General features: G+C 63.3%; 13 protein-coding genes and 2 pseudogenes. 1 reads left to right on the forward strand and 14 read right to left on the reverse strand.

What is annotated here, in order from left to right:
• From E5W87_RS25490 to E5W87_RS25530, 9 genes are all read right to left on the reverse strand, one after another.
• On the reverse strand, positions 1-746 hold a 746-nt coding region (locus E5W87_RS25490), incomplete at its 3' end, for an ABC transporter permease (RefSeq protein ID WP_292403940.1).
• Between the two features lie 61 nt (positions 747-807).
• Entirely contained in the window at positions 808-1,743 is a 936-nt protein-coding gene (locus E5W87_RS25495) for a substrate-binding domain-containing protein (protein WP_292403942.1), read from the reverse strand.
• A gap of 69 nt (positions 1,744-1,812) precedes the next feature.
• Positions 1,813-2,727, reverse strand: a complete 915-nt coding sequence (locus E5W87_RS25500; RefSeq protein WP_292403944.1) for a sugar phosphate isomerase/epimerase — start codon at positions 2,725-2,727, stop codon at positions 1,813-1,815.
• Between the two features lie 26 nt (positions 2,728-2,753).
• The gene (locus tag E5W87_RS25505) at positions 2,754-3,890 is read right to left on the reverse strand and encodes a Gfo/Idh/MocA family oxidoreductase (protein ID WP_292403946.1); all 1,137 of its coding nucleotides are present in this window, start codon (positions 3,888-3,890) and stop codon (positions 2,754-2,756) included.
• On the reverse strand, positions 3,887-4,963 hold the full coding sequence (locus E5W87_RS25510; RefSeq protein ID WP_292403948.1) for an ABC transporter ATP-binding protein: 1,077 nt from the start codon (positions 4,961-4,963) through the stop codon (positions 3,887-3,889). Before E5W87_RS25510 ends, E5W87_RS25505 begins: the two co-directional genes overlap by 4 nt.
• 4 nt (positions 4,964-4,967) lie before the next feature.
• Positions 4,968-6,059, reverse strand: coding sequence for an ABC transporter ATP-binding protein (locus E5W87_RS25515; RefSeq protein WP_292403951.1), 1,092 nt, complete (start codon positions 6,057-6,059; stop codon positions 4,968-4,970).
• Complete coding sequence (locus E5W87_RS25520; RefSeq protein ID WP_292403956.1) at positions 6,056-7,015, reverse strand: carbohydrate ABC transporter permease; 960 nt, start codon at positions 7,013-7,015, stop codon at positions 6,056-6,058. Before E5W87_RS25520 ends, E5W87_RS25515 begins: the two co-directional genes overlap by 4 nt.
• Entirely contained in the window at positions 7,012-7,872 is an 861-nt protein-coding gene (locus E5W87_RS25525) for a carbohydrate ABC transporter permease (RefSeq protein WP_292403960.1), read from the reverse strand. The genes E5W87_RS25520 and E5W87_RS25525 overlap by 4 nt, the downstream gene beginning before the upstream one ends.
• Before the next feature lie 78 nt (positions 7,873-7,950).
• Complete coding sequence (locus E5W87_RS25530; protein ID WP_292403963.1) at positions 7,951-9,564, reverse strand: extracellular solute-binding protein; 1,614 nt, start codon at positions 9,562-9,564, stop codon at positions 7,951-7,953.
• Positions 9,565-9,933: 369 nt separating this feature from the next.
• Here E5W87_RS25530 and E5W87_RS25535 point away from each other — a divergent pair, with 369 nt between their 5' ends.
• Positions 9,934-10,965 carry a LacI family DNA-binding transcriptional regulator gene (locus E5W87_RS25535; RefSeq protein ID WP_292403967.1) on the forward strand — a complete coding sequence of 344 codons (1,032 nt, stop codon included), beginning with the start codon at positions 9,934-9,936 and terminating at the stop codon, positions 10,963-10,965.
• A 61-nt stretch (positions 10,966-11,026) separates the two neighbouring features.
• On the opposite strand, the gene E5W87_RS25540 is transcribed toward E5W87_RS25535, so the two are convergent.
• The 5 genes and pseudogenes from E5W87_RS25540 to E5W87_RS25565 all read right to left on the reverse strand — a co-directional run.
• On the reverse strand, positions 11,027-12,061 hold the full coding sequence (locus tag E5W87_RS25540; RefSeq protein ID WP_292403970.1) for an aliphatic sulfonate ABC transporter substrate-binding protein: 1,035 nt from the start codon (positions 12,059-12,061) through the stop codon (positions 11,027-11,029).
• Positions 12,062-12,099: 38 nt separating this feature from the next.
• The gene (locus E5W87_RS25545; protein WP_292403974.1) at positions 12,100-13,008 is read right to left on the reverse strand and encodes an ABC transporter permease; all 909 of its coding nucleotides are present in this window, start codon (positions 13,006-13,008) and stop codon (positions 12,100-12,102) included.
• A gap of 11 nt (positions 13,009-13,019) precedes the next feature.
• Positions 13,020-13,855: pseudogene (locus E5W87_RS25550) on the reverse strand (ABC transporter ATP-binding protein).
• A 17-nt stretch (positions 13,856-13,872) separates the two neighbouring features.
• Positions 13,873-14,199, reverse strand: coding sequence for a ferredoxin family protein (locus E5W87_RS25560; protein WP_292403977.1), 327 nt, complete (start codon positions 14,197-14,199; stop codon positions 13,873-13,875).
• Positions 14,196-14,989: pseudogene (locus tag E5W87_RS25565) on the reverse strand (oxidoreductase); the annotation flags it as partial. The pseudogene E5W87_RS25565 and the gene E5W87_RS25560, both read right to left, overlap by 4 nt.

Here is a 14,989-nt window from a genome sequence, read left to right on the forward strand (position 1 = left end):
ATGCGGAAGGCGCTGATCATGCCGGCCAGACCCGCCAGCACGGAGGTCAGGATGAACAGCCAGATCTTGACCGCATCGGCCGGCACGCCGCGCGCCACCGCCGCGTTCCGGTTGGAGCCGATGGCGCTGATCCAGTTGCCGAGCTTGGCGTAGTGCAGCACGTAGATGGCCAGCAGCGACAGGCCGACGAACCACCACAGCGAGGTGTAGAACCGGAACGAGCCGATGTTGAAGCTGCCAGCGAGAAGCGTCACGAAAAAGCCGGGCTGGTCCCAGGATTTCAGCGGAAAGCCTTGCGTGATGTAGAGCGCAGCCCCTCGCACGACGAGCAGCATCGACAGCGTCACCAGGAAGGAGGAAATGCCGATCTTGGTGACGATCAATCCATTGATCGCGCCGATCGCCACGCACAGCAACAGCCCCGCAAGCAGCGCCACGCCGATGTCAACCTGGCCGCTCTGCACCAGCAGCATGACCACGACCGGCGCCAGACCGAACACGGCGCCGACCGAAAGGTCGAACTCGCCCGCCGTCAGAAGCAGCGTCATGCCGAGCGCGATGATGCCGAGCTCGGGCAGGAACGCCATCATGTTGGAGATGTTGAGCGGCGACAGGAAGTTGGCGTCGGCGATAGCGAACACCGCCAACAGCACGACGAGGATGACGAGCGAGGAGAATTGCGGCGAGCGGATCAGGCTCGACCTGCGCTTGGCGCCCGGCATTTCCTCTTCTGCGGCAATTGTCATGACGGTTTGAACCATATCGTGGAGCGACGCCCGCCGCCTGCGCGGCGGACCTCAATTTCCATCACTTGTTGTAGAGTTTCAGGATCGGCTCGACGCTGGTGGCGTCGTAGAGGCTGAAGGTGTGAATGTCGTAGCCGATCGGTTCACCCGAGGCGGCAAGCCCCAGCAGCGCGACTGGCATGAAGCCCTGCGCCGACGGGAACTGCCAGGCGGCCGCGTTGACGAAGCCGGCCTTGACGGCTTCCGCGGTTTCCCTGGAATTGCCCCAGCCGACGACCGGGATCTTGCCGGCCGGCACGCCGGCGCCGTCGAACACCCGCTTGATGCTGGCCGCGACGGAATCGCCGAGCGCGATGATTGCCGGCGGATTGTTGGCCACCATATAGTCGGTCATCTTGGCGATGATGCCGGCCGGATCGGTGCCGCAATCGACCACGTCATATTTAATGCCGAGCGGATCGAAGACGCTGGCGATACCCTCTGTCTCGAGCTGCTGGTAGCTGGCGCCAGGCACTTCCACCGGCAGGAACACCTTGTCGCCCTGCTTCACCATCTTGTGGTCGACCAGATACTTGGCCCAGATGGCACCGGCTTCCTTGAGGTCGGCGCCGACATAGGCCTGCCGCCCGGTTGCCGGATCATCGGTGTTGAAGAACACGATCGGGATGCCGGCGGCCTTCGCCGCCTTCACCTCTTCCGTCCACAGCCCGGGCTGCGCCGAGGTGGTGCCGATACCGTCGGGCTTGGCGGCAAGTGCTGAGTTGAAGGCTTCTTTCTGCGCCGCCATGTCGCCGCCGCTGAAGGAGATCTTGCAGGTCACCTTGAGCTGATCGCAGGCCTTGGTGGCGCCGGCATTCCAGTCGAGCCAGAACGCATCCGACGGGCCGCCATGCGACAGGAGATAGAACGTCTTCTGGCCGTCCTGCGCCTGGGAGCTGAATGCGAGGCCGGCGAGTACCGTCGCGGCCGCCGCCAGTTTCAATCCGAATTTCAACATTTCGCTTCCTCCATTGTTGGTTCCTCCCGGCCGACTGCGCCGCCGCATAGCGGCGACGCAGGACCGCAGTCAGAGGCCGTTGGCGCGGAACTTGCCGTCGAGGAATTTCTTGGCCCGCGGCACGTCGTCTTCCGAGAGATGCTCGATAATGACCGGGATGTTCGGGTGCTTTTCGGCAAGCCGCTGCAGATAGAGGTCGTAGTTGAGGGAACCGAGGCCGGGCGCCGGCAGCTCGATCTCGCCGACACCACGGAAAGTGTGGCTCTCCAGCGCGTCCTCGTCGCCGATATCAGCATGCTTCTCCGACTTGTCGCCGCCCGATCGCTTGACGTCCTTGGCGTGTGCGATCTTGATCTTGTCGGTCAGCGTGTCGAACACCTGGTTCAGGATCTGGTCCATCCTGTCGATGTTATGGGTCTCGAAATAGTTGGTCGGATCCATCAACAGGCCGAGGCCGGGATGGTCGACCTGCGCGAACATCTTCACCGTCTCCTCGACCGAGCCGACGACATTGTTGACATAGGTTTCGAGCAGGAAGACCGCCCCGTGGTCATAGGCGGTCTGGGCAAGGTCTGATATGACCTTGCGGCATTCCTCGAAGCCTTCCTCGGTCTTGTTCTTGGGATGGTGCACCCAATCGGACTCGGTGTTGTAGGTGCCGGTTTCCGAGATCACGTAAGGTGAGCCAAAATCGCGGGCACTGCGGATGATCTCCTTGAGATAGCCGACGCGCTTCTCGCGCTCCGCTCTGTCCGGATGGATGATGTTGGTGTAGCCCGACACGCAGCACACCGGCAGATTGTGGTCGCGGAAGGTGTCGCGAACAGTCCTGGCCTTGTCCTTGGTGATCTGCCCGGCCGACAGGTCAACATCCTTGAAGTGCAGGTCGAGCTGCACCGTGTTGAAATCGAGCGCGCGGATCTTCTGCGCGGTTTCCTTGAGGCTGTACGGGAAATAGCCCGTGAAAATACCTGCCTGCATCATGATATGAAGTCCTCCCTGTAAGTGATTCAGCTGATTGAGTTTGTCGAGATTTCGGAAAGCTTGACCGTGCGACCTTCGTCGATCGAGCGGTAGCCGGCTTCGATCAGCGCCATGGTCTTAACGTTGTCGGCGACGGATAGCGCCGGCGGCTCACCCGTCTTCACCGCGTGCTGGAGCTGCTCCATCACGCCGATGAAGGCGTGCGGGAACCACATCGTGTCCCAGCTGGGTGTCACCCATTCGCCGCCGGTGGTCTCGGTCGAGGCATAGGTCAGCGTCGAGGCAGAGCCTGTCGGCCAGCCGATCGTGCCCTTGGCGACGCCCTTGGTGCCATCGACGCGCCAGTTGATGTGCTGGTCGTCCTTGTAGCCCTCCTGACGCGGGCCGGACCAGACATCCTCCAGCGACACGGCAAGCGCACCTGACGGGAACCGCATCGTCGACACGGTGATGCCGTCGGAATGATCGAACTTCGTACGCGGATCCTTACGGGTCAGCGTCGTGATCTCGTCGGGATCACCGAACAGGAAGCGCAGCACGTCGAGATGATGCACGCTCATATTGGCGAGCGTCAGCCGGTCGTAGTCCTCGAGAAAGCTCTGCCAGTGCGGGATCGCATGCATGTCGATCTGCGCGAAGACGATGTCGCCGAGCGCGCCGCTGTCCATGATCTGCTTCAGCACGCGCATCGACTGGTCGTAGCGCATGTTCTGGTTGACCGAGAGGATCTTGCCGGCCTTGGCCGCCTCGTCGCGCAGCTCGATCGCATCCTTGAGCGACAGCGCCAGCGGCTTCTGCGCCAGGATCGCCTTGATGTGCTTCTGCTTCAGCGCATGACGGATCAGCGCCGGCTGCTGGTCCGGCGGAAAGGCAAGGTCGATGATCTCGACATTTTCGTCCTCGATCAATTGTTCCGGCGTGTCGTGGACGGTCGGGATCTCCCAGCGCCTGGCGACCTTCTCGGCACTGGCCTTAGTCCGCGAAGCGATCGCCACCACCGGAAAGCCGGCTTCCTTGTAAGCGGCAAGATGGCATTCGGCCATGATCATGCCGGCGCCGACGCAGCCGATTTTGTACTCTCTGGTGCGGACCTTCACGTCCGGCTCGAAGTCGTTGCTTGCCACAGGTTCCTCCCGAAGCTCGTTTCTTAAAACCGCTGTCATCGTGGCAGCGCTCCGCCGCTTTGGCCGAAATAATGCACTCTGGCCGGCTCACAGGATATCGCCACCATGGCGTCCGGCCTGATGTCAGGCTGGCCGCGCAGCAGCGCCCTGAGGCGCGCCTGCCCGGCAGCGAGCGTCACCACGGTGTAGCCGCCGAGCGGCTCGACCTCGAACACGCGCGCCGGGCGGCCCGCGCGCCCATCCGATACTTCCCCATCCAGCCATGGCCGGACCTTGATATCTTCCGGCCTGAGCCCAATCTCGACGGCGTCGGCCGGAGCAGCCTTGTCCGCGATACGGATCGCGCCTTCGGCCGCCTCGACGCAGCCCTCGCCGCGCACCGATTTCAAGATATTCATCATCGGCGAGCCGAGCAGCCGCGCCACATAGGTGCTGGCCGGGCGATCATAAATCTCGGCCGGCGCGCCGATCTGCCTGATCTTGCCGTTCTCCAGGATGGCGATGCGGTCGGCGACCGACATCGCCTCTTCCTGGTCGTGCGTCACATAGATCAGCGTCTTGCCGAGTTCGCGCTGGATGCGCTTCAGCTCGACGCGCGTCTCCTCGCGCAGCCTTGCATCGAGCGCCGAGATTGGATCGTCCATCAGATAGGCAGCGGGATCACGCACCAGCGCCCGTGCGATCGCCACGCGCTGCCGCTCGCCGCCTGAAAGCTGCGCCGGCGGCTTATGCAGAATGTGGCCGATATGCAGCTTGGCCGCGACGTCGGCAACACGCTTCTCGATCTCGGCCTCGGCGACCCGGCGTTCGACGAGGGGAAAGCGGACATTGTCGCGCGCGCTCATATGCGGGAACAGCGCCAGGTTCTGGAACACCATGGCAACATCGCGCTCGGCCGGCGATACGGTGTTGACGGGCCTGCCGCCGATCAGGATCTCGCCGGCGTCAGGTGTTTCCAGTCCGAGCACCAGACGCAATATTGTCGACTTGCCCGAAAGCGGCGGGCCGAAGAAGCAGAAGAACTCATTGTCGTCGACAGTGAACGAAGCGTCGTCGACGGCGAGCGTGTTGCCGTAGCGTTTCGTCACATTGCGGAAGACGATATCGGCCATGGTCTCAACCCGCTCTCAAGGCAAGGCCGGTGGCGGCGTCGAAGACGCGCACCGACTGCACGGCCGGCGCGACGACCGCTGTCTGCCCGATCGCCAGCCCGACATCATTGTCGAACACCGCTTTCACCGCGGTCTCGCCCTGGCCGAGATGGACGATGGTGCGCGCGCCGATGCGCTCGACGAAAGTCACCGGCAAGGAGAGACCTTGGCCGCCTTCAACCAACGTCGCCTGTTCCGGCCGGAAGCCGTAGAGCACATCGCCCTGCGCGCTCCGCACCGCGGCGGTGATGGCGGCCGGCAACGGCGGCGTGACACCGAGCGGCCCGAGGTCGATGACCAAGCCACGGTCGCTTTCCGCCGGCCTGCCCCTGAGCAGGTTCATGCCCGGCGCACCGATGAAGCGGGCGACGAAGACATTGGCCGGATTGTTGTAGACCTCGAGCGGGCTGCCGACCTGCTGCAGCACGCCATGGTCCATCACCGCGATGCGGTCGGCCATGGTCATCGCTTCGAGCTGGTCATGGGTGACATAGACCATGGTCTGACGGAACTGCCGCTGCAGCTGCTTCAGTTCGGTGCGCATGATGGCCCGGAAGGCGGCGTCGACATTGGACAGCGGCTCGTCCAGCAAGAAGATCGCCGGCTCCATGATCGCCGAACGGCCGATCGCAACGCGCTGCAATATGTTGACCGACAGTCGGTCGGCCTTGCGGCCGAGCAGCGACGTCAGCTGCAGCATCTCGGCAATGGCGCCGACGCGGCGGTCGATCTCAGGTTTCGCGGCGCCCCGCATCTTCGGCCCGTAGGCGAGGTTCTGGCGCACTGTCATATGGGTGAAGATCGCGTAGTTCTGAAAGACGAAGCCGACCCCGCGGCGTCCCATCGGCACACCGGCCATGTCGCGCTCACCGAACAGGATTTTGCCGCCCGTCGGCTCTTCCATGCCGGCGATCATGTTCATCGTCGTCGACTTGCCGCAGCCCGACGGGCCCAGCAGCGCCATGAACTCGCCGTCGGCAATGGCAAGATCCATCGTCTTCAAGGCGGTAAAGTCGCCGAACTTCTTGACCAGGTGCTGCAGATGGATCGCGCTCATGCCGGCACCTCGCGTGCCCGGGCCATACGCTTCATGGCAAAGACCGCGGCGATGGACAGCACGATCAGGATGGCCAGCGCGATCGCCGCGACATAGCCCCAGATCAGGTCCTGGGTGGTGAGCTTGTAGATGTAGACGGAGATGGTCTCGGTGGCGACGCCGGGACCGCCGCCGGTCATGATGTAGAGCGTGTCGAAGATCTTGAAGTTCTCGATCACCCTGATCGCCAGCGCGATGATGATGATCGTCTTCATCTTCGGCAGCACGATGGTGACGAAGCGCTGCCAGGAATTGGCGCCAAGCAGCGTCGCCGCCTTGATCTGGTCCTCGGGCACGCCGACCAGGCCCGCAAGCAGGATGAGGAACATCAGCGGCGTCCACTGCCAGATGTCGGCGACCATGACGGCGATGAGCGCTAGCGTCGGGTCCGAAAGCCAGGCGATGGTGACGGGGAAGCTTGATATCGACGACAGGATGTCGTTGACCGGTCCACCGGACTGGAACAGCATGAAGAACATGTAACCGGCCACCGCCGGCACCACCATCATCGGCATCAGCAGGATCGAGTAGAAGATCCGCTTGCCCGGAAACTCGTCGGCAAACAGCGTCGCCAGCGCCAGTCCGAGCAGAAACTCGACGGGCACGCAGACAATCATGACGATGGCCGTGCGCTTCAGCGCGCTCCAGAAGCGCGCGTCGACGGCAAGGTCGGTGTAATTGGCGAAATTGTTCCACATCGACCAGGCATTCCACCAACCGGTGCCCGAAAGCGGCGACCAGTCGGTCAGGCTGATGTAGAGCTGCATGAGCAGCGGGAAGACGGCGATAAACAGCACCAGGATCTGCGCCGGCAGCGTCAGCCGGAAGCCAAGCTTTGCCCCTTCGTCCCGCAAGGTCGGCTTTGCCTGGACGGCCTCCATCACGTCCTCCGAAATCGTCGCAGTCACCGTGCTCATTGCTTGAGCGCCCCGAAGGTCAGCCCGCGCACCAGATGACGCTGGATGGCGATGCCCATGATCACAGGCGGCACCGCCGCGATCAGGCCGAGCGCTGCCTTGGCGCCGTAGAGCTGTCCGGTCATCGAAGAGGACAAGGACGCCATGTAGACCGGGATCGTCACCCATTCGCGCGTCGTCAAAAGCAGCGCGATCAGATAGTCCGACCAGTTGAGGATGAAGACGAAGAGCGCCGCACTTGCCAGCGGCGCACGCATCATCGGCAGCGTGATCCGAGTAAAGACGCGCAGCCGCGAGCAGCCCTCGACCAGCGCTGCTTCCTCGATCTCGCGCGGCATGTCGTCGAAGAAGGTCTTCATCAGCCAGAAGGCGAAAGGCAGTGTGACGATGCCATAGATCAGCGACAGTCCCCACCAGCTGTCGGTGAAGTTGAGGAAGGCCCACATGATCATGACCGGGGTCATGACCGCCATGGGCGGAAACAGGCGAAGCTGGATCAGCGCCAGCGGCAGGTTCTGACCCGAGCCGAAGCGAGACAGCCCGTAGGCCGCCGCGGTGCCTGCAGACATCGCGATCGCCGTGCCGAACGTGGCCGACAGCAGCGACGACAGGATCGGCTTCAGCGCGGTGCGGTCGAGCGCGACGATCAGATTGTTGGTCGATTCACCGAAGACGAAGCGGAAATTGCTGAGCGTCGGCTTCTTCGGCCACCAGGTCAGGTCGGCACCGGTCGCCGACCATTCGGCGATCGGCTTGAAGGCCATCGACACCATCCACAGGATCGGCACCAGCGTCACCGCTATTGCCGCAAGGATCGCGGCATAGCGGAATATCTCGAAGGGAATTGAACGCTTCATCTTGCAGCTTTGCTGGTACCATCGTTTGCGGAGGGGAAGAGCAAACTCCTCCCCTCCCTCGGCGCGATCCTGGGAGGATCAGCTGATCGGATCGAGAACTGTGGGCCAGGCCTCCTTGTTGGTCTTGATGGCTTCGAGAAGCTTCTCCTCGCCGGTGCGGCGCGCGATCTTCTTCCACTCGGCCTCGGTGTCGGCCATCGCCTGCTCGGCAGTCTTTGCCTTGGTCAGCGCGGCGACGAGGTTCTCGTCCAGCGCATTGTGGAAGGCGGTGGCGCCGGGATAGTTGATACTCGGCACGGTGCGGGCGACCGTCTCGCGCACCACATCCATGTGGTAGGCGTGGTAGGTCTGGCGGACCAGCGGGTCGGAGAAATCCGACAGCCGGAACGGATCGAAATAGCCGCCGGGATTGGCGGTCATCCAGGCATAGATGCGGCTCGATCCGAGCCATTGCAGGAACAGGTAGCAGGCCTCCGGATGCTTGGCCTGCGAGGAGACCGAAGCCGACAGATTGAGCCACAGCACCGAACGACTGATCAGCTTGCCGTCGATCTCGCGGCCGGGCGGCAGCATCGAACCGATTTTGCCGGTGACAGCTGAATCCTTGTTGCCGGCATTGTCGAGGAATTTCGGCAGGTTGGAGAAAGCGCAGGTCATGGCGGCACCGCCCTTGGCGAAATTGCCGTACTGCTCGGGCCAGCCCCATGAGATCGCATCCGGCGAATGATGGACCAGCGATGCAATGTATTCGTTGGTCGCCGCGATGCCTTGCTCCGAATTGATCAGCGGCTTGCCTGCATCGTCGAACAGGAACTGATTGGGCGAAGCCATTGAAACATAACGCTGATACCAATTGGTGTAGCCCCAGCCCTGGTTGCGCAGATCGGTCGAGCCGAACAGGCCCTTGTCCGGGCGCTGGAAGAAGGCCGCGATCTCGTCATGCTGCTTCCAGGTCTTCGGCGGCGCCAGCTCGTAGCCGTGCTTGTCGGAGAAGACTTTCTTCTCGGCCGCATCGCCGAACAGATCGGTGCGGTAGACCCAGGTCTGGAAATCGCCGTCCAGCGACACGCCATAGGTCGAGCCGCGATACTGGTTGAGCAGCGAGACGCCCTTGGCGCCGTTGACATAGCCGCGCTCGGGGTCGTCCCATTCGGGCTTATGCTGGGCAACAAAGTCGTCGAGCTTCAGGATGCCGCCGGTTTCGGCTAGGTCGCCGAGGCGGTTCCATTCGACCGCGTAGATGTCATAGGCCCCACCTTTGGTGGAGATGTCCTGCATCGTCTTGGTGAATTCCTGGCCATTCGGCACGCCGACGATTTCGAGCGGGATGCCGGTTTCCTTTTCCCACAGATCCTTGATCGACGGCGCGCCGGCTGGAAACGGCTGCGTCAGCTGGCCGATCGAGCCGTCGGACAGGCCGAGCACTATCTTGGCCGGCGCCTTGCCGGCGCCCTTCATCGCCTTGGCCGCCTCGATGGCGCGCCCTTCCGGCGTGTCGGGACCGTATTGATAGCGCTCCGAGCCATCGAAGCCCGTCGGGCCGCCGATCATGCCCGGCGCCAGCGCATCGGCCGCATAGGCACGGCCTGGACGGATGAATTGCGGGGCAATACCTGCCGCAGCCACAAACACGGCCGCCTTTCCACCGGACGCCAGCAAACGGCGCCGCGACATGCGGATTAAATTCGACATTGGAAATCCTCCCTCGGGGCCTTGTTCCTCCATGGCCCTCGTGATGGATATTGACGGCACTGGGGTAAGGCTGTCAACATCATAAATAATCAAAGCACGTCATAACATCGCAGTCGAGGAGGAAAAATGCATTTAGCTGAGATCGCCATACTGCATCCGATGCTTGCATTTGAGGGAATCATGCACCACGCCAGCAAGTTGTGGTTCGCTCAGGCGATTTGGTGTAGCGCGCCGGCTTGCGCATCGGCTAAGGCCGGATACATCATTTCCCATCAGAATCGCGGATGGCGATGAAGTTGTCGTCCGGCATCCGTCCGTTAAATCCGCGATTTTGATGCGCCCGTAGCGCCTAGCATGAGGTGATCGACTGTGCGGTCCACGCTGACAGACATAGCCCGGGAAGCCGGTGTTTCAGCCGCCACGGTCGACCGTGTGCTCAACAACCGCGCCGGGGTCAGGGCGCGCACACGCGAAGTCGTGCTCGAAACGGCGCAGCGGCTAGGCTACATCGCCGAAAATTCGAACAGTCCGAACCCCCGTACGGCGCGGCCCGACGATGTCATGCGGCTCGACTTCGCACTGCCCGCCGGCACCAATTCCTTCATCAAGATGCTGCACCGGCATATCGAGGCGCAAGCGCAGTCGCGACCGGACCTCGATGTGCGCGTCGCCACGATCGAAGGCTTCAATCCCGACCGGCTCGCCCGCCTGCTGCAGGACTTGCACGGCCAGACGCAAGGCGTCGGTGTCATCGCACTCGACCATCCGACCGTCCGCGAGGCGATCCGCTCGCTGTCGGCCAGCGGCGTCAAAGTCGTCACTATCGCGTCCGACATCCTGCACGTGCCGAGGGTTGCCTATATTGGCATCGACAATCGTGCAGCCGGCCGGCTGGCCGGCTATCTGCTCAACCGTTTCATGGGCACCGATCGTCCGGGCAAGGTTGCGCTGTTCGCCGGCTCGCTCTCCTATCGCGGCCACGAGGAGCGCGAGATGGGGTTCCGCCACATCCTGACCGAAGAATCGCCCAACCTGCAGATCGTCGAAATGCGCGAGATGCTCGACGACCGGGAAAAGGCCTATTCGGAGGCTTCCGCTCTGCTGGACCGGCATCCGGATCTGGCCGCGATCTACAATGTCGGCGCCGGCAACACCGGCATCGCCAGGGCGCTGAAGGAGCGCGGGCGCGCGCTATCGACCGTGTTTCTCGGCCACGAGGTGACGGAAGGCACCAAGGAGCTGCTGCTCGACGGCACGCTCGACGCGGTTATCGACCAGAACCCGCGCGTCGAGGCCCGCGAAGCACTGAACACCTTGACCCATGCGGTCAGGGGCTTGCCCTACGAACTGCACCAGCCGCGGCTGCAGGTGATCTTCAGGGAAAGCATCCCGGAGATCTGAACGAGCTCTCCGGGACGAAACAGGGCCATGCCGACGGGCACGACCCTCATGCCGCGAAACTCTATTGGACGGCGGCGACTTCCGTATAAGCGCCATCGACAAAGCTCTTGTCGACCCATTTGCCATAATCGACCGAGCCCTCCAAAAGCCCGGCGCCGGCCATGAACTTCTCCTCGCCTTTGAGCGCTGCGATCGCATCGTCGGTGAGCTTCGGATCCTGGTAGAACAGGCCCTGGCTGTAGGTCTTACGCACGGATTTCTCCGACGATTTGGTCGCCTCGACGAAGGTCTTGATCGTCTCGTCGGGATGCGCATCGGCCCAGCGCGAAATCTCGATATCGACCTTCAGCAGCCGCTTGACGAGATCGGCGTATTTCGCTGCGAAGGCACCGTTGACCGAGATGACGTTCGGCACGTTCCATTCCGGATGCGTGCTGGTGTCGTAGAGCACGCGGGCCTCGCCGGTGTCGACCAGCTTGGCCGCCGTCGAGTCGGTCTCGACGATGGCATCGATGTCACCGCGCAGCAGCGCCGGCCCTGACGCCTCGAAGGGCAGGTTCAGCCCTTCGACGTCGCTGGTCGTCAGGCCGACGCTGTTCAGCGCCTTGCTGAAATTCGAATGGCGCACCGTGCCGGTGAGATAGGCGACCTTCTTGCCTCTCAGATCCTGCAGCGTCTTCAGCGGCGAGTCGGGCTTGACGATGATGGAGGAGCCGCCTGCCTTCACATAGCTCGATACGCCGATGAGCTTGACGTCGGCCCCTGAGGCGGCGACGCGCAGCGCTGGATTGTTGCCGGTATAGGTGACCTCGATCGCCCCGGTCGCCAGCGCTGTCGTCGCCTCGGAGCCGCCATTGAACGTCACCAATTCGACCTTGATGCCATCCTTGGCGAATTCCTTTTCCCACCAGCCGTCCTGCTGGGCGAGGATGAATTTAAGATGGCCCGGCGCGGTGCTGCCGATGCGGATGACCTCGGGTTTGTCCTGCGCGAAGCCAGGCGCGACAAAGATAGAGGCGCCGACGAGGCCGACGGCCGCGGTTATGGCACCCTGCAAGAGCAATCGGCGTAATGCACTGAAAGATATCCTGGACATCTGAAATCCCTTCCTGATTGGCACGAATTGGTTGTTGTTTAAATCAGCGAGGCTTCCGACTGGCCTTTCCAGGCGGTTGCCCAGCGCTCGAACCAGACGAGCAGGTAGTTGACGACAAGGCCGATGACGGTGAGCGTCAGGATGCCGGCATACATGTCAGCCGTTTCCATCATCAGTTGCGAGTTCTGGATGAGGAAGCCGAGGCCGGATTTGGCGGCCAGCATTTCGGCGCCGATCACCGCAAACAGCGAGGATTTCACGCCGAGCCGCGCACCGGCGACGATCGAGGGAACGCTGGCCGGCAGGATGATTTTCCTGAACATGTCGTAGTCGGACGTACCCATCGAGCGCGCCGCCTTGATCAGCAGTGGATCGACCGACTTGACGCCGCTGATCGTGTTGACGAGGAGGAAGAACACTGAGGAGTAGAAGGTGATCGCCACCTTCGATTCCTCGCCGATGCCGAGCAGAAGGATGAACACCGGCAGCAGCGCGAACTGCGAGGTGTTGCGCAGCGTCTGCACCAGCAGATCGGACACCTTCTCGAACAGCGAATAGCGCCCCATCAGCAGGCCAAGCGGGATGGCCACGATCACGCCGAGCGCGAAGCCAATGGCCGCGCGCTGCAAACTGATGCCGATATGCTCGACCAGCACGCCCGAGGTGAGCAGATCCCACCACGCGACCAGCACCTCGCTCAGCGGCGGGAAGAAGATGCGGTTCAGCCAGCCGAGCCGTGGCGCGATTTCCCAGGAGAGAAAAAACAGGCCAAGCAGCGGCAGGCCGTAGATGAACGTGCCGAAGCCGGCTCCTCTCCTGCGCTTGACGGCCGAGGTAGCGCTGCGGGCCTTGATTGCCGGGACCCTGGCGGCGGCCACCGCGTCACCGGCTCCGGCAAACGGATGAAAGCCGCCAGTGGGGCCGAACTTTTCGGTCAGATAGGCCATGCCAAAACTCCTCAGTGGCTGAACGCCGGCGACAGCGTCCAGTCTTTCTGCGCCTTGTTGACTTCGTCGCGCAGCACGTCCCAGACGCGGGCGCGGTGATTATTGAAGGCTGCGCTGGCGCGGATATCGCCGTCGCGCGGTCGCGGTAGATCTATGTCGATGATCTCCTTCACCATGCCCGGGCGTGCTGTCATGACGACCACCCTGTCGGCGAGGAATATCGCCTCGTCGATCGAATGGGTGACGAAGATCACCGTCGTCTTGATCTTGCCCCAGATCCTGAGCAGCTCACCCTGCAGGATCTCACGCGTCTGCTGGTCGAGCGCGGCGAAGGGCTCGTCCATCAGCAGCACTTCGGGATTGCTGGCCAGTGCACGCGCGATCGCCACGCGCTGCTGCATGCCGCCGGAAAGCTGGTTGGGGAACCGATCCTCAAAACCGGCGAGGCCAAACAGCGACAACAGATGTCGGGCCGTGGCGGTACGTTCCGATTTGGCGACGCCGCGCACCTCCAGCGCATATTCGATGTTGGCCAGCGCCGTTCGCCAGGGAAACAGCGCATATTGCTGGAAGACATAGCCGGTCTTGGGATCGGGCCTGGTGATCCGCCGGCCATCGAGCTGGACGCCACCGCTGGTCGCTTGCGTCAGCCCGCCGATGATGTCGAGCAGCACCGACTTGCCCGAGCCGCTCGGCCCGACCAGCGTGATGAACTCGCCCTTGCGTATGGCGAGGTCGACGCCGTCAGCACGGTGACGCGGTCGGTCGCTTCGCCGTCGACGGTGACGAACTGTCCCGGCTTGAGCTGGAAGGTCTTCCTGATGTCGTTGACGACGATGCGGTCCATGCCAGTCTCCGATCGCTTTATTGCGCCACGCGGATGCGGTGCGTCGGGTCGAACTCAGAGCCGCCGGCTTTGCCACGCTTCCAGCCGAGCGCGCGGGCATAACCGCCGAACAGATGACGCGCTTCGACTTCCGTCTCGCTGATGCCGGTCGGCCCTTCGGCGACCTCGGCCACGTAGAGCGCGTCGGTCGGGCAATAGATCTCGCAGAGGAAACAGGTCTGGCAGTCCTCCTGGCGTGCGATTACTGGCGCTCCATCCTTGATCGCGTCGAAGACGTTGGCCGGGCACACCTTGACGCAGATGTCGCATTCGATGCAGCGCGTGGCCGAGACGATCTCGATCATGAAGCCAGCTCCGCCAGCCGCCCGGGCGCTCCGGCAATACGGAAATCATCGACGCCGGTGATGACCAGCCGATGCGCCAGGGACGGGTTCTTGCCCGGCAGATCGGTGCGCCGATGCATGCCCCGGCTCTCGCTGCGATGAAGTGCGGCAGCGACCGACCAGCGACCGGCGGCAGCGATCGACGCCGCCTCACGGGTACGGATCCGCTCCAGCCCCTCACCTTGCAGATGGTCGCGGACATCGCGCCACACGCTCTCCAGCCGCTCGCCGCTCTTTTCCAGGCCGGCGCCGGTGCGGAAGAAATTCTTGTCCAGCGGTGTCACCTCATTGCGCACGGCTTCGATCACCTCGCCGGCAGAAACATCGGCGCGCGGCGAAGCCGCCGGGCGCAGGCCGGCCTGGCCGAGCGGCCGGACCTCGCTGCGGAACGCCTTGCCTCCGCGTCGCCTGGCATGGGTCGAGGCACCCTTGCCGGCCCACCAGCCGCTGGCCAGCGCCCAGGACGAATTGACGGCGCCGCCGCCCGAAACCGCGCCGGTCATGAGCTCGCGGCTGGCGGCGTCGCCGGCAGCGTACAGACCGGGCACGCCGGTGGCGCAATCGTCGGAGACAATGTCGATGCCGCCGGTGCCGCGCACCGTGCCTTCGGCGCGCAGCGTGACGCGGAACAGGTCGCTGAAGGGATCGATGCCGGCGCGGTCATGGGGCACGAAGCAGTTCGGCTGGCCCTGGCGCAGCCAGCCTTGTAGCGCCGGCTCGGCCTGGTCGAGCCGCGCATAGACCGGCCCGG

Source organism: Mesorhizobium sp., assembly GCF_004962925.1.
In the GTDB taxonomy this organism is placed as follows: Bacteria; Pseudomonadota; Alphaproteobacteria; order Rhizobiales; family Rhizobiaceae; genus Mesorhizobium.

Bases quoted from the DNA above. Each gene is read 5' to 3' on its own strand.
- E5W87_RS25495 (WP_292403942.1), bottom strand. From the start codon at position 1,743: ATGTTGAAATTCGGATTGAAACTGGCGGCGGCCGCGACGGTACTCGCC.
- E5W87_RS25500 (WP_292403944.1), bottom strand. From the start codon at position 2,727: ATGATGCAGGCAGGTATTTTCACGGGCTATTTCCCGTACAGCCTCAAG.
- E5W87_RS25505 (WP_292403946.1), bottom strand. From the start codon at position 3,890: ATGACAGCGGTTTTAAGAAACGAGCTTCGGGAGGAACCTGTGGCAAGC.
- E5W87_RS25510 (WP_292403948.1), bottom strand. From the start codon at position 4,963: ATGGCCGATATCGTCTTCCGCAATGTGACGAAACGCTACGGCAACACG.
- E5W87_RS25515 (WP_292403951.1), bottom strand. From the start codon at position 6,059: ATGAGCGCGATCCATCTGCAGCACCTGGTCAAGAAGTTCGGCGACTTT.
- E5W87_RS25520 (WP_292403956.1), bottom strand. From the start codon at position 7,015: ATGAGCACGGTGACTGCGACGATTTCGGAGGACGTGATGGAGGCCGTC.
- E5W87_RS25525 (WP_292403960.1), bottom strand. From the start codon at position 7,872: ATGAAGCGTTCAATTCCCTTCGAGATATTCCGCTATGCCGCGATCCTT.
- E5W87_RS25530 (WP_292403963.1), bottom strand. From the start codon at position 9,564: ATGTCGAATTTAATCCGCATGTCGCGGCGCCGTTTGCTGGCGTCCGGT.
- E5W87_RS25540 (WP_292403970.1), bottom strand. From the start codon at position 12,061: ATGTCCAGGATATCTTTCAGTGCATTACGCCGATTGCTCTTGCAGGGT.
- E5W87_RS25545 (WP_292403974.1), bottom strand. From the start codon at position 13,008: ATGGCCTATCTGACCGAAAAGTTCGGCCCCACTGGCGGCTTTCATCCG.
- E5W87_RS25560 (WP_292403977.1), bottom strand. From the start codon at position 14,199: ATGATCGAGATCGTCTCGGCCACGCGCTGCATCGAATGCGACATCTGC.